The organism is Ideonella azotifigens (genome assembly GCF_021043325.1).
Classification (GTDB): Bacteria; Pseudomonadota; Gammaproteobacteria; order Burkholderiales; family Burkholderiaceae_C; genus Ideonella; species Ideonella azotifigens.
In genome coordinates, this window is record NZ_JAJNKD010000022.1 from 114,623 (window position 1) to 135,394 (window position 20,772).

The window sequence follows — 20,772 nt, forward strand, 5'->3', positions numbered from 1 at the left end:
TCAGAGGAAGTCGCCGGGCGACTTTTCCAGCCGCGCGTAAAAGCGCTTCAGATGGGTGCCCACGTGCACCGGATCGAACCTGGCCTGCCCGCCGTCCTGCGCCACCAGCGCGGGCAGCGGCGCCACCACGGTGTGCTGGTCAGGGTTCAGGAAGAAGGGGATGGAGAAGCGCTCCACGCCGGCCTTGTTGCGCACCCGGTGGTAGTTGGAGAGGAAGCGGCCGTTGGACCACCACATCATCATGTCGCCGATGTTGATGGTGTAGGCCCCGGGCACCGGCGGCGCCGAGATCCAGGTGCCGTCCCGGCGCTTGACCTCCAGCCCGCCCACGCTGTCCTGCGCGAGGATGGTCAGCGGCCCTTCGTCGGTGTGCGAGACGGTGTTCGAGACCTCGACATCGGCGCCGTCGGGGATGGGGATGTAGTACAGCAGGCTGAGCTGGCAGATGGGGCGGTCGAACCAGGCGTCGAAGCAGTCCTCGGGCTGGCCCAGGCCAATGGCGAAAGCGTGCAGCAGGTCGCGCGAGAGGCCCAGCATGGCCGCGTAGTGCGCCTCGCAGGCGGCGCGGAAGGCCGGCATGTCCTCGGGCCAGCGGTTGGGCCGGTCGAACACCGGGTCGGGATCCGGGCGGTCGGAGAAATCGGCCTGGATGCGGTACTGCTCGAACAGCCGGCTGTTGCGGTCCAGCGCGCCTTCGCGCCTAGGCATGGGGATCCAGCCGCGGTACCACTGCGGCGAGGCGGCCGATTGGCGCCGCTCTTCGACCGGGCGCTGGAAGAAGGCCTTGGACTGCGCGAAGGTTTCGGCCAGCACCTGAGGCGGCACATCGTGGCCTTTGAGGTAGAAGAATCCGATGCGCGCGCAGGCGTCGGCAATCTCGGCTGCAACGGCCTGCTTGCCAGCCTCGCCGCCATGGCGGAACGGGGAGAAATCAATGATGGGGATCTCGGCGAGGTCCACCGTCTTGGCGACGATGCGATCTTCGACACCTGCGGCGCTGCGGCTCATGGAAAGCGGGTCCTTTGGCTACGGAGGGGCGGCAATGAGGCCTGTGGAGCGTCACGGTAGCGGCAGGCGGCGGGCGGCGGGGTGCCTTTTGCGTCACGGCCGCTTGCGCAAACGGCTACAAGCCTGGCGCCGTTCTGCGGGCAAGATGAAGCCCATGCCGCTGACTCCCTCTCTGCCCGTGAACGGCCCGTCGCCGCTGCGCCTGGGCCGGCGCAGCGCATTGGCCGCGCTGGCCGCCGCACCGCTGTTGGGCCTGGGCGCCTTGTCTTACCGCGTGTTGGCCAGCGGCGCCCATGCCTCTTCCGCGAAAGGTTTCATGAGCTTCGATCACCAGCTGGGCTGGGTCAAAGGCATCCAGTTCGGCGGCTACCTGATGGCCAAGGCACTGGGTTACCTGGCCGAGGAAGGGCTGGACGTGAACTTCATTGCCGGCGGCCCCGGCACCGACTACCGCACGCTGGTGGCCAGTGGCCGCGCGCTGGTCAGCGAGAGCAATGTGGCCGGCATGATTGACGGCGCGCTGCGCGGCCAGCCGCTGGTGGCCTTCGCGGCGGTGATGCAGCGCGACCCGGGCGCGATCATGAGCCCGGCCGACCGACCGATCCGCTCGGTGCACGACATGGTGGGCAAGACCCTGGGTGTGCCCGGCAGCGTGCGGGCGCAGCTGCTGCCGCTGATCCGCCGCGCCGGCATCGACCCCGACAGCATTCGCCTGGTGCCGGTGGGCAGCGACCCCTCCCTGCTGGCCTCGGGTCAGGTAGACGGGTACTACAGCTGGTCGACCACGGCGGTGCCGGCGCTGCGAAAGATCGGCTTCGAGCCGCACTGGCTGCATGTGTCGGATCTCGGCGTGCCGGGGTATGGGCAGGTGCTGATCACCCGGCGCGACACGCTGGCCCGCCACCACGAGGCGCTGGTGCGTTACACCCGCGCGCTGATCCGCGGCTGGGCCTGGGTGGTGGACCATCCGGCCGAGGCCGCCGAGCGCATCGTGCGCGACTTCGCGCCGCCGGGCACCAACCTGGTCGAGCAGCAGGCGCAGGCCGAGATGATGCGCGACTACATCGTCACCGGCGATGCCGCCACCCATGGCCTGCTGTGGATAGACCCTGCCGTGTTCGAGCGGGCCGTGGCCATGGGCCGCGAGGCCGGCAGCGTGCCGGCCGATGCGCAGATCGACATCACGCGGCTGGTCACGCAGGACATCGTCACCGCGGCCCATGCGCCGCGGTGACATTCCTGCATCCGCCCGTCGCCCAAACAGCACCCCGCGCGGCCTGTGGCTCCAGTAGCCTGACCGCTGTTTCCTGCCTGCAGCACCGCTGCGCGCAGGCCCCCTCCCAGCGCCTTGCCCCATGTCCGGTCTTTCGCTCCAACATGTCTCCAAGTCCTTCCCGCTGGCCGGCCAGGCCGTGCCGGCGCTGGCGGATGTCAGCCTGGCGCTGGAAGCCGGGCAGTTCGGCGCGTTGATCGGCCCCTCGGGCTGCGGCAAGTCCACGCTGCTGCGCATGGTGGCGGATGTCTTCTCGCCCAGCGCCGGCCAGATCACCATTGACGGCGCGCCGCCGCAGCAGGCGCGGCGCGAGCACCAGATCGGTTTCGTCTTCCAGGAGGCCACGCTGCTGCCCTGGCGCAGCGTGCTGGAGAACGTGCGCCTGCCGCTGGAGGTGCTGGGCAAGGCCGGCCGCCACCCGGCCCGTTCTCCGGAGGAACTGGTGCGCCTGGTGGGCCTGGCCGGCTACGAACATGCCCGGCCCTCGCAGCTCTCCGGCGGCATGCAGCAGCGCTGCGCCATCGCGCGGGCGCTGGTGGCCTCGCCCAAGATCCTGCTGCTGGACGAGCCCTTTGGCGCGCTCGACGAGGTGATGCGCTACCGCATGAACTTCGAGCTGCTGCGCATCCGCGCCGAGACCCGCACCACCGCGCTGATGGTCACCCACTCCATAGAGGAAGCCGTGCTGATGGCCGACCGCATCTTCGTCTTCGCCGCCAGGCCGGGCCGCATCATCGAGACGCTGGATGTGGACCTGCCGCGCCCGCGCCGGCTTGCCACGCTGCACGACCCGCGCTTCAACGCCATCGTGGACCAGGTGCGCCGCGCGCTGTTCGACCAGTTGCCGCAGGCACTGGACCATGAGGCCCTGGATGTCTAAGGCGCGCTGGCTGTTGCCGCTGATGGTGTTCGCCGCGCTGCTCGCGGCGGCCGAAGCATGGGTGGCGGCGGGTGCTGCACCCATGACCTTGCCACGCCCCTCCACCGTGCTGCAACTGCTCTGGCGCGAGCATGCCAGCCTGCTCTCGCAACTGGGCGTGACCTTGCTGACGGCAGGCTATGGCTTTGTGCTGGCCGGCCTGCTGGCCTTGGCGGTGGGCTTTGCGGTCTATGCCGCGCCGCGCAGCGAGGGCGCAGTGCTGACGGTCGGGGCGGTGCTCAGCAGCGTGCCCATGATCGCCATCGCGCCCATCCTCAGCGTCTGGCTGGGCCTGACGCTGGGCACCCGGGTGCTGATCACCGTGGTGATCTGCCTGTTCCCCATGCTGGTGGCCATCGTCCAGGGCCTGCACGAGCACAAGGCCGCCGAGCAGGAGCTGTTCACCGTGCTGGCCGCCTCGCCCTGGCAGCGCTTTCGGCTGCTGGCCTTGCCCAGCTCGGTGCCGATGCTGTTCGTCGGCATGAAGATCAGCGCGCCGCTGGCGGTGCTGGGCGCACTGATAGGCGAGTGGAATGGCGCCGAGACCGGCCTGGGCGTGGTGATGCTCAATGCGATGTTCGGCCTGCAGGTGCAGCGGCTGTGGGCCACGGTGCTGATCGCCTGTGCCGTCTCCTCACTGGCCTATGCCTACATCTGCCTGGTCGAGCGTGTGGCCGGCTATGACCGCGCGCCGGTGTCCACATGAGCGGGGGATCCATGCAGGTTTCTTCTTCGCTGCCGGCCGAGCCCGCCTCGGTGCCGCGCCGCTCTGCGGCCGCCGCCGCTTGGGGTGGCGCGCTGCGGCTGGCTGGGCAGCGCCTGGCCGGCTATCTGCTGGTGATGGCCGTGGTGGCCGCGCTGTGGCAGGCCTTGATCGTGGCCCTGGCCGTGCCGGCCTACCTGATGCCCAGCCCGGCCGAGGTGGCTCAGGCCATGCTGGCCCATGCGCCCGAGATCGCCCAGTCGGCCGGGCTGACGCTGCAGGCCACGCTGATCGGGCTGGCCGTGGCAACGGTCGTGGCGCTGCTGCTGGCGATGCTGTTCATCGCCTCGCGATGGGTGGACACCGCCCTGATGCCGCTGATCGTGGCGGTGCGCACGGTGCCGATGATTGCGATTGCGCCGGTGCTGGTGCTGATCTTCGGCCGCGGCCGCTGGAACGGCGTCGGCATGGTGGCGCTGCTGTCCTTCTTCCAGATCATGCTGGCCGCCAGGAAGGGTTTTGAAGCGCCCAGCCGGCACATGCTGGAGTTGATGCACTGCTGTGGCGCCGGCTTCTGGCAGACCCTGATCATGCTGCGCCTGCCCTGCGCGCTGACGCATCTGTTCACCGGCCTGCGCATTGCCTCGGCCTCGGCCATCCTGTGCGCAATGTTCGCCGAATGGCTGTCAGGTGCTCCCGGCCTGGGCAGCCTGATCCTGGACGCCAACGCCCGCCAGCAGTTCGCGCTGATGTGGGCGGCGGTGGCCGCCGGCACCACGGTGTCGTACCTCTTTTTCACCTGTGCCATCGCGCTGGAGCGGCTGGTGCAGGACAGGAGCCGCTGATGCCCGATAGAGCCCCCTCCCCGCTTCATCTGCTGAACGGCCAGGTGGCCTTCGTCACCGGCGCCACCAAGGGCCTGGGCGCCGAGCTGGCGCTGGCGCTGGCGCGCCAGGGGGCGCACGTGGCCATTGTGGGCCGCGACAAGGCCGCCGGAGACGAGGTGGCCGCAGCGGTGCGCAAGGTCGGCAGCGACGCGCTGGTGCTGCAGGCCGACGTGACCAACGGCGCGGCGCTGGAGGCCGCCGCGTTGCGCACGCGGGACCACTTCGGGCGGGTCGATCGGCTGCTCTGCTGCGCTGGCGTGGGCAGCCCGCGCCAGCCGGTCTGGCAGAGCAGCGAGGAAGACTACCGCGCCTGCTTCGACATCAACGTGCTGGGCGTCATGCTCAGCCTGCGTGCGGTGATGCCGCTGCTGATCGAGCGCGGCGAAGGCCGGGTGGTGGTGATCGGCGGCACCTACGGTCACAAAGGCGTGGCCAATGCGGCGCTCTACGCCGCCTCCAAATGGGCGGTGCGCGGGCTGGTGAAGTCGGCTGCGCTGGAAGGCGGGCCGCACAACGTCACCGCCAACATCGTGGCCCCCGGCGGCATTGCCGGGCCGCGACTCAAGCGCCTGTTCGAGGCCTCGGCCGAACGCGAAGGCCTGCCTTACGACACCGTGCTGCGGCGCTTCACTGCACAGTCGGCGCTGGGCCGGCTGGTCAGCGGCGAGGACGTGGCTCAGGCCGTGATCCACCTCTTCTCCGACGGCGGCCGCCTCATCACCGGGCAGGACCTGGTGGTCGATGCCGGCACGCTGGTCTGAACACAGCCCAGGTGTCCGTGACGCCTGCCTACCCTCTTTGCCTACCAAGCGCATGACCTCTTCCGAAGCCTTTGCCCGCGACACCCAGATCGTTCACCTTGGCCGCGATCCGCAGGCCAACCACGGCATCGTCAACCCGCCCGTCTACCACGCCTCCACCTTCATCTTCAACTCGGTGGCCCAGCTGCTGGAGACCCGCCGCGACCGCGCCAGCGGGGCCTTCGAGCAGTTCACCTACGGCCGCGAGGGCACGCCCACCACCCGTGCACTGGAAGATGCCGTGACCCAGCTGGAGGGCGGCTACCGTGCGGTGGTCACCTCCTGCGGCCTGGGCGCCATCTGCGCCTCGCTGACGGCCTTTCTCTCAGCCGGCGATCACCTGCTGATCATCGACAGCCTGTATGGTCCGGTGCGGCAGTTCTGCGACGAGTACCTGAAGCGCTTTGGCGTGGAGGTGAGCTACTACGACCCGCTGATCGGGGCCGACATCGCCCACCTGGTACAGCCCAACACGCGGGTGATCTACCTGGAGTCGCCCTGCTCGCTGACCTTCGAGATGACGGACGTGCCGGCCATCACCCGGGTGGCGCGGGCGCGCGGCATCACCACCATCATGGACAACACCTGGGCCACGCCGCTGTGCTTCCAGCCTCTTGCGCACGGCGCGGACGTGTCCATCCATGCCGCCACCAAATACATCTCCGGCCATTCCGACCTGATGCTGGGCATTGCGGTGTGCAACGAGGCGGCCTTCATCCCGGTGAAGAAGACGGCCTCGGCCTCGGGCTACTGCGGCGGCCCGGACGACATCTACATGGCCTTGCGCGGCCTGCGCACCCTCAGCCTGCGCCTGCAGCGCCACCAGGAAACGGCGACCACCATTGCCCGCTGGCTGCAGCGGCGGCCGGAAGTCTCGCGCGTGATGTATCCGGCGCTGCCGGACGACCCCGGCCACGCGATCTGGCGGCGCGATTTCAACGGCGCCAGCGGCCTGTTCGGTGCCGTGCTCAAGCCTTGCAGCGAGCAGCAGTTCGCCGCCATGCTGGACCACATGGACCTGTTCCTGATGGGCTACTCCTGGGGCGGCTTCGAAAGCCTGGTGGTGCCAACCTACCCGGCCACCCTGCGCAGCGCCCGGCCCTGGCAGGAGAAGGGCCCGGCGCTGCGCCTGCATGCCGGCCTGGAAGACCCGGACGACCTGATCCGCGACCTGGAACGGGGATTCGCGCGGCTGGCCGCAGCCGCCTGAGGCACCACGCGATGACTGCAAGCCCCTCCCTCGCCAACACCCCCCACCCCTTCCTGGACGGCCGCGCCAAGCGCCTGCTGATTGGCGGCCAGTGGCAGCCTGCCGCCTCGGGCAAGACCTTCGAGACCTGCAACCCCGCCACCGGTGCCGTGCTGGCCCAGGTGGCCGAGGCCGGCCAGGTGGACGTGGACCGGGCCGTGGCCGCGGCGCGCCAGGCCTTCGAGGGCCCCTGGCGCCGCTTCAAGCCTGATGAGCGGGCCGCGTTGATGCACGCGCTGGCCGACCTGGTGGACACCCATTACGAAGAGCTGGCCTGGCTGGACACGCTGGACATGGGCGCCCCCATCCGCCACACCCGCGGTGCCCGGCGTCACCTGGTGGGCATGCTGCGCTACTTCGCTGGCCAGGCGACCTGCATCCACGGCCAGACGGCCGAGACCTCGCTCAACGGCAACATGTTCGCCGCCACGCTGAAGGAGCCGGTGGGCGTGGTCGGGGCCATCATTCCGTGGAACGGTCCGCTGTGGGCCACCATCTTCAAGACCGCGCCGGTGCTCGCCAGCGGCTGCACGCTGGTGCTCAAGCCGGCGGAGGATGCACCGCTGACGCCGCTGCGCTTTGCCGAGCTGGCCGAGCAGGCCGGCGTGCCGCCGGGCGTGCTCAACGTGGTGACCGGCTTCGGCCAGGAAGCCGGTACCGCGCTGGCCGCCCACCCGGGCGTGGACAAGCTGTCCTTCACCGGCTCGGTGGCCACCGGCCAGGCCATCGTGCGGGCCTCGGCCGGCAACCTCAAGCGGCTCTCGCTGGAGCTGGGTGGCAAGTCACCGCACATCCTGTTCGCCGATGCCGATGTGCCGCGGGCAGCGCAGGCCGCGGCCATCGGCGTGTTCGCCAATGCCGGGCAGATCTGCAGCGCCGGCACGCGGGTGTTCGTGCAGCGCGAGATCCATGCGCAGGTGGTGCAGGCCATGGCAGAGGTGGCGGCCACCCTGCGCGTGGGGCCTGGTGTGGACGCCGAGAGCGACATCGGGCCGCTGGTGTCGGCGCGCCAGGTCGAGCGCGTGCTGGGGTATGTGGAGAGCGGCCGGGAACAAGGTGCGCGCCTGGTGGCCGGCGGCGAGCGGCTGGGCGGGCCGCTGCATGCGCAGGGCCACTTCATGGCGCCCACGGTGTTTGCCGAGGTGGCCGACGGCATGCGCATCGCGCGCGAGGAAATCTTCGGGCCGGTGGCTGCGGTGCTGCCGTTTGATGACCTGGATGAGGTGGTGCGCCGCGCCAACGACTCGCCCTTCGGCCTGGGCGCGGGCGTCTGGACACGCGACATCGGCCGTGCACATGCCATCGCGCGGCGCCTGCAGGCCGGTTCGGTGTGGGTCAACTGCTACAACCAGATGGACCCGTCCATGCCCTTTGGCGGCGTGAAGTTCAGCGGTTATGGCCGGGAGTCCGGGCCGCAGCAGCTCGATGAATACCTGAACGTGAAGGGCTTGTGGATCCAGCACGACTGAGTGGTCGAGGCGCTCGGCGCGCTTGGAGCAGAGAAGGTCGCGCAGCAATGCGCGGCCTTTTTTTGTGTTGCATCAGTGCCGATTTCTGCGGACCGAGGTGTTGCCGTTTTGTCGCGCGCCCTCGCGAAAAGCCGAACGGCAACGGTCTTGCCGGGCCAGCGTGGCCCGGCAGAGGCCTCGTAGCGATGTGCGCATGACACCCCGACGAAAAAAGCAATTCTTCACAGCGAGGCTTCTCGATAAATTGAATTTGCACTGCAGCGGTCGGGCACCCGAGAGACGCCGCCGCACCGTTCTCCACCCCATCGGAAGCCAACCATGAAAACCGAATTCATTGCCACCGTACTGGCCACAGCAGCGGCTGCGGCGATGGCACAGACCAGCCCCGCCGCCGATCCGCAGCAGACCGACATCGGCCGCGTCAGCGCCTCCGGTGCGTCCAACGCGAACCCGCAGGACACGCCGTCGGCCACTGGCGTGACGCGCAAGGAAATCGCTGGCGGCCTGATGGTCGACGAGAACGTGTCCAAGGCCAAGAGCTCGGTGACGCGCGACTTCATCCAGAAGCAGCAGCCCTCGGCCGACGTGTTCCAGCTGCTGAAGTACTCGCCCGGGGCCAACGCGGCGCCCAGCGACGCCTGGGGCCTGTCGCCCGGGGTGCTTTCGGTGCGTGGCATGGACGGCGGCCAGATGGGCTTCAACTTCGAGGGCATGCCGCTGAGCGTGGCCTCCAACTGGTCGGTGTTCCCCGGCCAGTACATCGACACCGAGAACACCGATGTGGTGACGCTGAACCAGGGCTCGGCGGATCTGTCCTCGCCCGACGTGACGGCCACCGGCGGCATCGTCGACCTGTTCCTGCACACGCCCTCCAAGCAGCGGGGCGGGCTGCTGACGATGTCGGTCGGCACGGACAACGCCTGGCGCGTCTTCCTGCGCGGCGAGACCGGCGAGATCGGCGACACCGGCTTGCGCGCCTTCGGTTCCATCTCGCAGATCGAGACCGATCACTTCCGCGGCCCAGGCCATGACCGCAAGCAGCACCTGTCGCTGGGTGCGGTGCAGGAATGGGGCGGCGGCAGCCGCAGCAAGCTGGCCCTGACCTATTCGAAGATCGCGCGAGACGTGTACAAGAACCCCACGCTGGCCCAGTGGAAGGCCGACGGCATGGACGGCGCGAGTACCAACTACGACGCCACCTACACCGCTGGCAGCCTGAGCTACTACCGCATGCTGCAGAACCCCTGGGAGAACCTGCTGCTGTCGGTGCCCACGGACCTGCGGGTGAACGACAAGCTCACGCTGAACGTCACGCCCTATCTGTTCTACGGCTTCGGCGGCTCAGGCTCGGCCGGCACGCTCAATGAAAGTTCGGTGGGCTTTGGCAACACGGTGCAGGCCGTGGACCTGAACGGCAACGGCACCACGACCGACACCGGGGTCACCTACTACAACCCCATCATCGAGAAGAACCTGCGCACCGGCATCACCGTCAAGGGCAACTACCAGCTCGACAACCACGCGCTGGTGGCCGGTGTCTGGATGCAGCGCTCGCGCGACCAGCTCTATCGCCCCTACAGCCTGATGAACGACGACGGCACGCCCGTGGATGTGGACGGCAGTTCCTCGCTGATCCGCACCGCCAGCGGCCAGGTGGTGAACCAGTGGAACCAGGACACCCACGACAGCTTCTACTCGGCGTTCCTGGGCGACACCATCAGCCTGATGGACGACAGCCTGAACATCGATGTTGGCGTGAAGAAGATGTGGCTGGAGCGCGTGGGCAAGAACCGCGTGCCCAGCGACGTGACGCGGACCGAGGCTCAGAACGACCCGCTGCTGCCCACGGCCGCCATCCGCTACAAGTTCGATGACGTGAACTCTGTGTTCGCCAGCGTCGCGCGCGGCGTGCGCATCCTGCCGGCCGGCGCCCTTTACCCGCGCTACAGCGCGTCGACGGGCGCCGTCACCACACGGGCCAACCCGGACCAGGCCTCGGAGAAGTCCACCGCCTTCGAGCTGGGCTATCGCTACCAGGGCCCGCTGGTCAGCCTGTCCACCTCCGCCTTCCATTACGCCTTCGAGAACCGGCAGATCTCGGCCCAGGTCTGTGACCCGGGCTGCGTCAGCTCGCCCATCGACGGGGGCAAGCAGCGCGCCTTCGGCCTGGATTTCGAGGCCGGCCTGCGGCCTTTCATGAACTTCCGGCCCTATGCCTCGCTGGAGCTGCTGAAGACGCGCATCGAGTCCGACATCCCGGTCTCGGGGGACTACCTGGCCACCAGTGGCAAGCAGGCGGTGCGCGCGCCCAAGGTGCAGGCCGCGCTGGCGGTGGATTACGACAACGGCAGCTTCTTCGGCAACCTGGGCTGGAAGTACGTGGGCAGGCAGTACGCCACCTTCATGAACGACCAGGAGATCGCGGCCTACACCACGTTGGACATCGGCCTGGGCTACCGCTTCACGCTGCCGCCCTCGTCCGGCCTGACCAAGCCTGAGCTGCGCCTGAACGTGATGAACGCCACCGACCGCCACTACCTCTCAGGTGTCAACAGCGTCACCACCAACGCGGTGGCCACCACCGCGATCAACGGCAAGACCATCGCGGCCTCGCAGCCGAGCTACCTGGTGGCCAACCCCGTGTCCGCGATGCTCACCTTCGCGGTTGGATTCTGAGGATTTCCTGACATGTCGATCAGCCAAGACTTTCTGCATGCCGCGACGATCAACCTGCTCTACGCGGCGATCGTCATCCTGACCTTCGTGATCATCGAGCGACTGGTCTACTACGTCTACCTGATCCGGCGCCGGGCGCCGATTGCCAGGGCCATCGCCGCAGCGGTGGCAGTGGATGCCAGCAGTCCCTTGCCGGACCTGCCGGCCGGCACCGATGTGTTGACGCAGGCCATGCGGGAGTACGTGGACACGCAGCGCAAGGGCCAGGTCTCGCGCAACCGCATCGAGGACCTTTCCTCGGCGCTCTTCCTGCGCGTGGACGGCAGCGTCAACCGCGGGCTGTGGATCCTGGACACCATCGTCACGGCAGCGCCGCTGCTGGGCCTGCTGGGCACCATCCTCGGGATCATGGACACCTTCCAGGCCCTGTCGGCCGGCGGTGTTTCCGACCCCTCGGCGGTGAGCCGCGGCATCGGTTCGGCGCTGTTCGCCACCGCCATCGGCATTGGCACGGCGCTCTACGGGCTGTTGGGTCACAACGTGCTGCACCGCCTGGGCGAATGCATCACCGAGGACTTCAAGAGCTTCCTGCTCGAAACCACGAAGTGACCGGGAGCGCGCGATGAGATCCTTTCCCCAACGCAAGCAGCGCCAGGCGCGCATCGAGATCATCCCGATGATCGACGTGATGATGTTCCTGCTGGTGTTCTTCGTGCTCATCAGCACCAACGTGCTGCCCGCGCTGGGCTTGAACGTCGCGCTGCCAGGCTCGGCCAAGCCCGATCCGATCAAGGACGAGTCGCTGCGCATCACCCTCACGGTGGACCACGATGGCGCGGTCTATGTGGACGGGCAGCCCACGCCGATGCCGCAGCTGGCCGACAAGCTCAAGGCGCTGGCCGGCAGCAAGCCGGCCAAGGTGATCATCGCCGGCGATGCCAGCGCCAAGCTGCAGACGCTGGTCGACCTGCTGGACCAGCTCAAGGCCGCAGGCATGCCCGCCGCTTCCATCATCACCAAGCGCCAACCCTGAGCGAGCGACCGTGACGATTCGCGACCCCTTCGAGCGCGCCTCCCATGGCGTGGCGCTGGTGGCCACGGCCGCAGCCGTGGTGGCCATGGCGCTGGCGCCGCGGCCGGCGCTGGCCCCCAGCCCACCGCCACCGGATGGGCCTCCGGTGGTGATGCTGCAGGCGGCCGACCCACCGCCTGAGCTGACACCCCCACCACCGCCTCCGCCGCCACCGCCACCCAAGCCGCTGACACCGCCGCCCAAGCCACTGCCACCAGCGCCGGCGCCGGCGCCAACCCCTGTGCCGTCACCGGCGCCAGCGCCGGCACCGCTGCCACCGCCACCGCCGCCGCTGTCCCCACCTCCCCCGGCGGCACCGGTGCCGCCGCCCGCCGTGCCGGTGCCGCCAGCGCCCGCGCCGGTGAACACCGCTGCCATCGAGACCAGCTATGTCGGCAAGCTACGCGGCTACATCCGCTCCATCACCGAGTACCCGACCTCGGGTGATGCGCGGCGGCTGCGGCCGGAGGGCGCCAGCGTGGTCCGCTTCACGCTGACGCGGGACGGCACGGTCAGCCAAGTGGAGATCGAGCGCAGCGCCAACTCGCCCATCCTCGACAAGCAGGCGCTGCAGATCGTGCGCAGTGGCCAGTACCCGGCCTGGCCGGTGGAGGCCTGGCCAGGCAGCAGCGCGCATGTCTTCACCGTCACCGTGCAGTTCGTATCGCCATGAGCAACGCCTTTGACTTCGACCCCGAGTCGCCCCGCGCAGTGCGCCAGGCCATTCGCAGCGGCCGCTTTCGCGGCTTCACCAACGGGCTGGTGCGCGGACACGTGCAGGGCAACCTGATGATCGTGCCGGCCGCGCAGGCCGACGACTTCGCCGCCTACTGCGCGCTCAATCCCCAGGCGCTTCCGGTGCTGGGCCGCAGCGAGCCGGGCTCGCCGCACATTCCCGCGCTGGGCGCCGACCTGGACCTGCGCACCGACGCGGGCGGCTACATGGTGTTTCGCAACGGCGAGCTGAGCGACACGCCGCGCGAGATCAGCGGGCTTTGGCGCGATGACCTGGTGGCCTTCGTGCTCGGCTGCTCCTTCTCGTTCGAAGGGGTGCTGCAGCAGCATGGCGTGCGGCTGCGGCATCTTGACGAGGGGCAGGTCTCGGCCATGTACGTCACTGGCCTGCCGACCCGGCCCTCGGGCGCTTTCAGTGGGCCACTGGTGGTCTCGATGCGGGCGTTGCGCGCGGCCGATGCCATCCGCGCCATCAGTGTCTCCGCGCGTTACCCGCAGTTCCACGGCGCGCCGGTGCATCTGGGCCAGCCCGGGCTGATCGGCATTGCCGATCTGGCGCAGTCCTATGGCGGCCATGGTTTGACACAGCTGCATGCGGACGAGCTGCCTGTGTTCTGGGCCTGCGGCGCCACGGCGCAGCTGGCCGCGCTGCAGGCGCGGCTGCCCTTGTGCATCACCCATTACAAGGCCCACATGGTGGTGACCGATCTGCCGGTCCAAGCCTCCCGGGCCATCCCCCTGGACAAAAAGGAAATCCCATCATGAACATCGACGCCATGCTCCGGCAGTACCAGGCCGAGGGCTATGTGTTGATCCCCGGCGCCCTCAACGCAGAGGAGGTCCGCGCGCTGCAGGCCACCACCGACCGCATTGCCGCGCAGGCCCATGGGCTTGCGGAGGAAGGTCCGATCTTTGACTTCGAGGCGGCCCACACGCCACAGGCGCCTCTGGTGCAGCGCATCAAGAAGCCGCATCGTGTGGACCCGCTGTACTTCTCTCTGGCCCGGCACCCGGCCATCTTCGAGTTGGTGCAGCGCCTGTGCGGCCAGAACATGCGGCTGAGCCACAGCAAGATCAACATGAAGGCGGCGCGGGCCGGTTCCTCGCTGGAGTGGCACCAGGACTGGGCCTTCGCGCCGCACTCCAACATGTCGACCTGTGTGGCCTCGGTGATGATTGACGACGTCACGGTCGAGAACGGTGCGATGCAGGTGCTGCCCGGCAGCCACCTGGGGCCGCTGCTGGAGCACCACGATCCTCAGCTCGGCTTCGTCGGGGCAGTGGACCTGGCCGCCCAGCAGGTCGACGTGTCGAACGCGGTCTCGCTGGTCGGCCGTGCCGGCACGGTTTCGCTGCACCACCCGATGACCTTGCACGGCTCCGGCCCCAACCACTCCGGCCAGCAGCGCCGCATCTTGTTCCTGGAGTACGCCGCCAGCGATGCGTATCCGCTCTTCTACGACGTCGATTGGGACGAATACAACTCGCGCCTGTTGACCGGCCCGGCCACCAGTGCGGTCCGCACCGAATCCAACGTCATCAAGCTGCCGTTTCCCTCGCGCGCCGGCAGTTCCATCTACAAGGCACAGGCACACGCCCGAGCCCGCTACTTCGACAAGGCGACCCCCGCATGACGCCCGTACTCCACACAGAATCTCCGATCGCCCTGGTGACCGGCGCGAGCAGCGGCACCGGCCGTGACATTGCCATCGCCCTGGCCGAGGACGGCTGCGACGTCGGCATCCTGGGCCGGCGCACCGCCGCGCTGGAGGAGACGGCGCAGCGCATTCGCGCCCTGGGCCGGCGGGCCTGCGTGCTGACCGCCGACGTCTGCGACGAGCAGGCAGTGGCCGCGGCGGTGGAGGTCTTCCTGGCCTGGTCCGGGGGCCGCAGCGACGTGCTGGTCAATGCCGCTGGCATTCCTGGCCCGCTGGGCGCCACCGTGGGCGAACTGGCCCTGGCGGACTTCGATGCGGTGATGGCCACCAACCTGCGCGGCCCGTTTCTCACCATGTCGCACCTGCTGCCGGTGATGTGCCGGCAGGGCCGCGGCCGGGTCGTCAACATCGGTGGCAACCATGGCATGCGCGGGCGCGCCGGCAGGGCCAGCTATGCCACCTCGAAATGGGCGCTGCGCGGCCTGACCCGCAGCGCCGCGCTGGAAGCCGGCCCGCACGGAGTGACCGCCAACGTGGTGGCGCCCGGCGCGATCGCGGTCGAGCGCATGCGCCAGCGCTGGGCCGACCAAGCCGCCGCCGAGGGGGTAAGCGAGGAAGTGGTGCTGGCGCGCTATGTGCAGTCGCTTGGCGTCGCGCTGCAGCGGCCCAACGAGACCGCCGATGTGGTGGCCACGGTGCGATTTCTCGTCAGCGAGGGCGGCCGCAACATCACCGGCCAGGAGATCGTGGTCGACGGCGGGGTGATCGTATGAGCTGCGCATGCCTGGTTTCAGGGAGGCTGCCATGCTGAGCGCCGAGCAGAACGAATTTGTCACCCGCGTAGGCCCCGGCACACCGGCCGGCAGCTTGCTGCGCCGCTATTGGCAGCCGGTGGCGCTGACCGATGAGCTGGCCGGTCCGCGCCCGGTCAAGGCAGTGCGGCTGATGGGGCAGGAATTTGTGCTCTTCCGCGACGAGCAGGGGCGCCATGCCCTGCTGGACCGGGACTGCCCGCACCGCGGTGCCGACCTGGCCTTTGGCCGCCTGGAGGATGGCGGCCTGCGCTGCCCCTTTCATGGCTGGCTGTTCGACGCCACCGGCCAATGCCTGGAGACGCCGGCCGAGCCGGCAGAGAGCAAGATGTGCACGCGCATCCGGCAGGCGGCCTACCCGGTGGTGGAGAAGAGCGGGGTGCTGTTCGCCTACCTCGGCCAGGGCACGCCGCCGGCCTTTCCGGACTTCGACTGCTTTGTGGCGCCGGACAGCCACACCTTTGCCTTCAAGGGCTTGTTCGAGTGCAACTGGCTGCAGGCGCTGGAGGTGGGCATTGATCCCGCGCATGCCTCCTACCTGCACCGCTTCTTCGAGGACGCGGACACCGCTGCCAGCTATGGCAAGCAGTTCCGCGGCGCCTCGGCCGACTCCAGCATGCCCATCACCCAGGTGCTGCGCGAGCATGACCGGCCGGAGATCAGCGTGGCCAGCACCGACTACGGCCTGCGCCTGACGGCGCTGCGCCGGCTCTCGCAGGCCAGCACCCACGTGCGGGTGACCAACGTGCTGTTCCCGCAGGCCTTCGTGATCCCGATGAGCGCCGAGATGACGATCTCGCAGTGGCATGTGCCGGTGGACGACACGCATTGCTACTGGTACGCCATCTTCACCAGCTTCACCGGACCGGTGGACAAGCAGCAGATGCGCGAGCAGCGACTGCAGCTCTACGAGTTGCCGCACTACACCTCCCGCCGCAACAAGCGCAATGACTACGGCTACAACATCGAGGAGCAGCGCCTGGCCACCTACACCGGCATGGGCGACGACATCAATGTGCACGACCAGTGGGCCGTCGAGTCGCAGGGCGCCATCCAGGACCGCACCCGCGAGCACCTGGGCACCACCGACAAAGGCATCATCGCCTACCGCCGGCTGCTGGTGAAAGCCATCAAAGGGACGCTGGCGGGCGAGCCTGCGCCCTTGCTGGTCGATGCGGCGCAGGCCGCGCAGTTGACCGGCCCGGCCTCGATTGATGGCATCGCCCATGCCCCCGCCGGGGCGGACGACGCCGAGGCAGGGCCAGTGGACACCGAAGCCTATTGGCAGGCCGCCGACCTTGAGCGCCGCCAGCGCTGTGAATGGGCGGCCGCGCGCCTGGCCCCGGCGGAGCAGGCATGACGGGCGCGGCGCCGTTCGTCGAGCGCTTTGGCCTGTGGACGACCGAGCGGCAGGACCAGGCTCGCGAGCTGGTGCGCCGCATTGATGGCGGCGAACTTGACGTGGTGCGCTTCGCCTTTGCCGACCAGCACGGCCTGCTGCGCGGCAAGACGCTGGTGGCCAGCGAGGCCCGCGCGGCCTTGTGGGAGGGCGTGCAGCTCACTTCGACGCTGCTGGCCAAGGACAGCTCGCACCGCTCGGTGTTTCCGGTCTTTTCGGCCGGCGGCGGCTTCGCGGTGCCTGGCCTGCAGGGCGGTGCCGACATCACCCTGGTGGCCGACCCGACCACCTTCCGGGTGCTGCCGTGGACACCACGCACCGGCTGGCTGCTGTGCGATGCCTACATGCCAGACGGCAGCCCCTGCCCCTATGCCACCCGGCAGATCCTGCAGCGCGCAGTGCAGCAACTCGAAAGCCAGGGCCTGGCGTTCGTGGCCGGCCTGGAGGTGGAGTTCCATGTCTTCAAGCTGGAGGACGCGCGGCTGGGCCTGGCCGACTCGGGCCAGCCCGGTGAGCCGCCGCGGGTCTCGCTGCTGTCCCATGGCCACCAGTACCTGACGGAGCTGCGCTACGACCGTGTGGACCCGGTGATGGAGCTGCTGCGCAGCCAGTTGGTGGCGTTGGGTTTGCCGTTGCGCTCGCTGGAGGTGGAGTACGGGCCCAGCCAGTTCGAGCTCACATTCGGCCCCACGGCCGGCGTGACACCGGCTGACACCATGGTGCTGCTGCGCAGCGCCATCAAGCAGATCTGCCAACGCCACGGCTACCACGCCACCTTCATGTGCCGGCCGCGCATTCCCAACGTGATGTCCAGCGGCTGGCATCTGCACCAGTCGCTGCGGCGCCTCAGCGACGGCCGCAACGCCTTCATGCCCGAAGCGGCATCCGGCCAGCCGCTGAGCGAACTCGGCATGCACTACCTCGGCGGCCTGAAGCACCATGCGCGCGGTGCCGCCGTGCTGGCCTGCCCGACCATCAATGGCTACCGCCGCTACCGGCCGCATTCGCTGGCGCCCGACCGTGCGCTCTGGGGCCGTGACAACCGCGGCGCGATGCTGCGCGTGCTGGGCGGGCCGGGGCAGGCCGGCACACGCATCGAGAACCGTGTGGGCGAGCCTGCGGCCAATCCCTATCTGTACCTGGCCTCGCAGCTCTTCTCAGGGATGGACGGCCTGCAACGCCAGCTCGACCCAGGCCCCTCGGCCGACGTGCCCTACGAAACGCCGGCCGAACCGCTGCCGCGCTCGCTGGAGCAGGCGCTGGCCTGCCTGCGGCAGGACAGCGGACTCTGCGCGCAGCTCGGCCAGGGCTTCGTGGACTACTACTGCCACATCAAGGAAGCGGAAATCGCCCGCTTCAACCTCGAAGTCAGCGAGTGGGAACACCGCGAGTACTTCGATATGTTCTGACCCCTCCCAACCCATGCTCACCATTCACTACCTTCTGAGCGACGGCAGCCGCCGCAGCTGCACGGACGCCCAGCCCGGCAGCAGCGTCATGGAAAACGCCTTGTGGCTCAACGTGGCGGGCATCGACGCGGAATGCGGCGGCGCCTGTGTCTGCGCCACCTGCCATGTGCAGGTCGAGGAGGCCTTCCTGGCGGCGCTGCCGCCGCCTGACGACATGGAACGCACGCTGCTGGCCAGCGCCATCCCCGGGCATTCGCAGCGCAGCCGGCTGAGCTGCCAGATCGCCATGACGCCCGCGCTGGACGGCATCGTGGTGCACGTGCCTGCACACTGACGCGCGGTGACCCCGTCGTGTCCCACGGGTTGGTCCCAACCGCTGGGCGGCGCTGAATGGCGGCTACGCCGCCCCGGCGTCGCTTGCTTAGGAATTCCTGACCATTGAGCTTTCCGTAAATGGTGACATCACCAGAGCCTGGCTTGTGCCCAGCACGCGGCGATGAACGAGGGGCGGTGCTGTGCACTCTTGAGCTTGTTGCGGGCCGTGACGTTGAGTTCATCAAGGTTGGCAGGCCAGAAGTTGGCCAGGGCATGCCGCTTGAGCCAGGCCCACGGGAACTCCACGAGGTTCAAGTCCGGCGAGTACGGCGGCAAGAACGCCATCCGGACAGCACCATCGGTGGAGTACAGGTACTCACGCCGAGCTTGCTGCGATGGGCTTTCAACCTAAATCCGGCAGTTACCCGGTCGCCGGCAGCGCTGGGGCTGGCCTGGGTGGCCCGATGACGGGCGCGATGCGATCGCTGATGTAGCGCAGCAAGCAAGCCCAGCGGTCCAGGCCCTTGAACTGCTCCGCAGCTGCCTTGACGTGCTGCAAAGCCGCACCGATGTTGGCGATCAGCCGCTTGAGCAACTCGGCCTTGCCGTGCAGCGGCGTGAGGTACAGCATCGTCTGGTTGGCGTGGCTGGCGGCCGTGCCCACCGCGGCCAGCAGCAGCGGGCGGCTGGTGATGGCTTCGAGCCGGCCCGCCGGGTGCGCCGCCCGGCAATACCAACTCCACCAGTTGTAGACCAGCGCACACGCTCGGGCCACCGTCTGGCACGGGTTGATGTCCTGCGTGGTGAAGCCCCCCAAGCCCCATTGGTTCTTCAGCTCGTCGAAGGCGTTCTCCGCGTCGGCGCGGTCACGGTACAACTGACCGACCGACTCCAGCGGGCAGGCCACGTCTGTGACCAGCACCGCGTACTCCCACAGCCGGTCGCCCTCGTGCACGCTCAGGCCGGCCAGGTCCAGCCGCAGTTGCTTGCCGTCCAAGCGCCTCTCCCGGGCAATGCCGCCGCGAATGCGCTGGCGCACGATGACCACGCGGCGCTTGGTGCGCCAACTGTGCAGCTGCAACTGGGCCTCGACCATCTGGCAGCCCTGGCTGTCTGGCCGGCTCCAATCCTGGCGGGTGAACTGCTGCACCACCAGGCGCTGCACGTTCTTCGTCTGCCGCAGCCGCAGCAGGTAGGGTTGCTGGCGCTGCTCCAGCGTCAGCAGGATGCCCTCGTTGCCGTAGCCCGAGTCGCCTTGCACCAGCGCCGGCCGGCGATCTCCTCCTGGTCCTTGAGCGAGTTCGTCCAGCAGCCGCCCCAGCGCGGCTTTGGCGTGCACGCTGGTGTGCTGCTTGCCGGCGCTGAGCTGCACATCCAGCACCAGGCGCAGGTTGCTCACCAGGAAGGTATGCAGCACGTGGCTCGGGCGCATCGGCTTGCTCGGGTTGTAGCCGATCTCTGCCCCTTCCTGATGCCCGTACAGCGGCTTGATGCTCGCGTCGATGTCCAGCACCCATGGCCGATCCAGCGCCTCGCGTACCGAGTGCTGCAGGCTCGGGCGCAACCACGCCGCGCTGGCTGCCTCGTCGATGCGTTCGAGCGCCCGGCGCAGCGCATCCTCGCTGACGACCTTGGCCATGCCCAGCGCCTGCGCCGCCACGGCGTCGCCGCGCAGCGCGGTGATGTGGGCGTAGCGCCGGTGCCAGGCCAGCAGCCCCAGCATCAGCGTGCCCAGCACGTCGCGTTTGTCCGGCGCGTTGCCGCTTCGGTACGACAACGGGCTGTCCGACACCCAGCGCTCAAACACACCCGTGGCGGCCAGGAACTCGGCGAAGAACACCAGCTGGCCGTGCGGCGTGGCCGCCGCACCGGTGTCCCAGCGAACGTGCATGCGCCCGCCCAACGTGTCCACGACCTGCGGCTCGGCCGGCTCTTCGCCCGTCCCTCGCCGCGCCAACAGCGCCTTGCGTCTTGCCTCACCCATCGGGTGAGTGTGCCAAGACCGCCAAACCCGCGCCAGTGCTGGCTTGCCGGGCAATCAGGGGAAGGCAACTGCCGGATTTAGGTTCAATCCATCCCAGATGATCAGCAGCGGGCGCTTCAGGTGAACGGTATCCGTCCGGCCAAGTCATCTTGAAGTGCCGCTCTGCCCAAAGGTGGCGAGCACGCATCTGAAATGAAGAAGGCTAAGAGTTCGCGTCGCGCTGCCGGCTGTCGAAGTCTTGCCTCGCTTCTCAGAAGCGGTCTGCATTTTCGCCGTCGGGCCTGTCCTAATTTCTGTGTGTGAGGCTCGTTGAGCCTTCACTGATGCCGTGATGGCGGTTGGGGATCCTACGTTGTGGGTCTTGTGAACCGGTCGTCGTAGAGGATCGCGAACTGGTTCATCGC

19 protein-coding genes and 1 pseudogene are annotated in these 20,772 nt (G+C 68.7%); 17 read left to right on the top strand and 3 right to left on the bottom strand.

The window, feature by feature from the left end; genetic code table 11:
• Positions 1 to 1,008 (bottom strand): isopenicillin N synthase family dioxygenase, encoded by a 1,008-nt coding sequence (locus tag LRH25_RS29450; RefSeq protein WP_141289952.1) that lies wholly within the window; start codon positions 1,006 to 1,008, stop codon positions 1 to 3.
• A 154-nt stretch (positions 1,009 to 1,162) separates the two neighbouring features.
• Between LRH25_RS29450 and LRH25_RS29455 the strand changes: the two genes are divergently transcribed.
• The 17 genes from LRH25_RS29455 to LRH25_RS29535 all read left to right on the top strand — a co-directional run bounded on the left by LRH25_RS29455 (position 1,163) and on the right by LRH25_RS29535 (position 18,403).
• Positions 1,163 to 2,242, top strand: a complete 1,080-nt coding sequence (locus tag LRH25_RS29455; protein WP_170201021.1) for an ABC transporter substrate-binding protein — start codon at positions 1,163 to 1,165, stop codon at positions 2,240 to 2,242.
• A 121-nt stretch (positions 2,243 to 2,363) separates the two neighbouring features.
• The gene (locus LRH25_RS29460; RefSeq protein ID WP_141289954.1) at positions 2,364 to 3,161 is read left to right on the top strand and encodes an ABC transporter ATP-binding protein; all 798 of its coding nucleotides are present in this window, start codon (positions 2,364 to 2,366) and stop codon (positions 3,159 to 3,161) included.
• A complete protein-coding gene (locus LRH25_RS29465) occupies positions 3,154 to 3,906 on the top strand; it encodes an ABC transporter permease (RefSeq protein ID WP_170201022.1) in 753 nt (250 codons plus the stop codon). Before LRH25_RS29460 ends, LRH25_RS29465 begins: the two co-directional genes overlap by 8 nt.
• 11 nt (positions 3,907 to 3,917) lie before the next feature.
• On the top strand, positions 3,918 to 4,748 hold the full coding sequence (locus LRH25_RS29470) for an ABC transporter permease (RefSeq protein WP_231013047.1): 831 nt from the start codon (positions 3,918 to 3,920) through the stop codon (positions 4,746 to 4,748).
• Positions 4,748 to 5,551: an SDR family NAD(P)-dependent oxidoreductase gene (locus tag LRH25_RS29475; protein WP_231013048.1), complete on the top strand. Its 804-nt coding sequence runs from the start codon at positions 4,748 to 4,750 to the stop codon at positions 5,549 to 5,551. The genes LRH25_RS29470 and LRH25_RS29475 overlap by 1 nt, the downstream gene beginning before the upstream one ends.
• Before the next feature lie 52 nt (positions 5,552 to 5,603).
• Complete coding sequence (metC, locus tag LRH25_RS29480) at positions 5,604 to 6,800, top strand: cystathionine beta-lyase (RefSeq protein WP_141288499.1); 1,197 nt, start codon at positions 5,604 to 5,606, stop codon at positions 6,798 to 6,800.
• Positions 6,801 to 6,811: 11 nt separating this feature from the next.
• A complete protein-coding gene (locus LRH25_RS29485) occupies positions 6,812 to 8,308 on the top strand; it encodes an aldehyde dehydrogenase family protein (RefSeq protein WP_141288498.1) in 1,497 nt (498 codons plus the stop codon).
• Between the two features lie 318 nt (positions 8,309 to 8,626).
• Positions 8,627 to 10,984, top strand: a complete 2,358-nt coding sequence (locus LRH25_RS29490; RefSeq protein ID WP_141288497.1) for a TonB-dependent receptor — start codon at positions 8,627 to 8,629, stop codon at positions 10,982 to 10,984.
• Positions 10,985 to 10,996: 12 nt separating this feature from the next.
• Positions 10,997 to 11,593, top strand: a complete 597-nt coding sequence (locus LRH25_RS29495) for a MotA/TolQ/ExbB proton channel family protein (protein WP_141288496.1) — start codon at positions 10,997 to 10,999, stop codon at positions 11,591 to 11,593.
• 13 nt (positions 11,594 to 11,606) lie between these two features.
• Positions 11,607 to 12,017 carry an ExbD/TolR family protein gene (locus LRH25_RS29500; RefSeq protein WP_141288495.1) on the top strand — a complete coding sequence of 137 codons (411 nt, stop codon included), beginning with the start codon at positions 11,607 to 11,609 and terminating at the stop codon, positions 12,015 to 12,017.
• 10 nt (positions 12,018 to 12,027) lie between these two features.
• Positions 12,028 to 12,729, top strand: coding sequence for an energy transducer TonB (locus tag LRH25_RS33225; RefSeq protein ID WP_310742450.1), 702 nt, complete (start codon positions 12,028 to 12,030; stop codon positions 12,727 to 12,729).
• Positions 12,726 to 13,556, top strand: coding sequence for a putative hydro-lyase (locus LRH25_RS29510; protein WP_141291393.1), 831 nt, complete (start codon positions 12,726 to 12,728; stop codon positions 13,554 to 13,556). Before LRH25_RS33225 ends, LRH25_RS29510 begins: the two co-directional genes overlap by 4 nt.
• On the top strand, positions 13,553 to 14,425 hold the full coding sequence (locus LRH25_RS29515) for a phytanoyl-CoA dioxygenase family protein (RefSeq protein WP_141291396.1): 873 nt from the start codon (positions 13,553 to 13,555) through the stop codon (positions 14,423 to 14,425). The genes LRH25_RS29510 and LRH25_RS29515 overlap by 4 nt, the downstream gene beginning before the upstream one ends.
• Entirely contained in the window at positions 14,422 to 15,222 is an 801-nt protein-coding gene (locus tag LRH25_RS29520) for an SDR family NAD(P)-dependent oxidoreductase (protein ID WP_231013049.1), read from the top strand. Before LRH25_RS29515 ends, LRH25_RS29520 begins: the two co-directional genes overlap by 4 nt.
• Before the next feature lie 31 nt (positions 15,223 to 15,253).
• The gene (locus LRH25_RS29525; RefSeq protein WP_141289307.1) at positions 15,254 to 16,621 is read left to right on the top strand and encodes an aromatic ring-hydroxylating dioxygenase subunit alpha; all 1,368 of its coding nucleotides are present in this window, start codon (positions 15,254 to 15,256) and stop codon (positions 16,619 to 16,621) included.
• Positions 16,618 to 18,069: a glutamine synthetase family protein gene (locus tag LRH25_RS29530; RefSeq protein WP_141289306.1), complete on the top strand. Its 1,452-nt coding sequence runs from the start codon at positions 16,618 to 16,620 to the stop codon at positions 18,067 to 18,069. Before LRH25_RS29525 ends, LRH25_RS29530 begins: the two co-directional genes overlap by 4 nt.
• Positions 18,070 to 18,082: 13 nt before the next feature.
• Positions 18,083 to 18,403 (top strand): 2Fe-2S iron-sulfur cluster-binding protein, encoded by a 321-nt coding sequence (locus tag LRH25_RS29535; RefSeq protein WP_141289305.1) that lies wholly within the window; start codon positions 18,083 to 18,085, stop codon positions 18,401 to 18,403.
• 128 nt (positions 18,404 to 18,531) lie between these two features.
• On the opposite strand, the pseudogene LRH25_RS29540 reads toward LRH25_RS29535, so the two are convergent.
• Both LRH25_RS29540 and LRH25_RS29545 read right to left on the bottom strand, forming a co-directional pair.
• Positions 18,532 to 18,791: pseudogene (locus LRH25_RS29540) on the bottom strand (transposase); the annotation flags it as partial.
• 14 nt (positions 18,792 to 18,805) lie between these two features.
• Complete coding sequence (locus LRH25_RS29545; RefSeq protein WP_141289304.1) at positions 18,806 to 20,368, bottom strand: transposase; 1,563 nt, start codon at positions 20,366 to 20,368, stop codon at positions 18,806 to 18,808.
• Between the last annotated feature and the right edge of the window lie 404 nt (positions 20,369 to 20,772).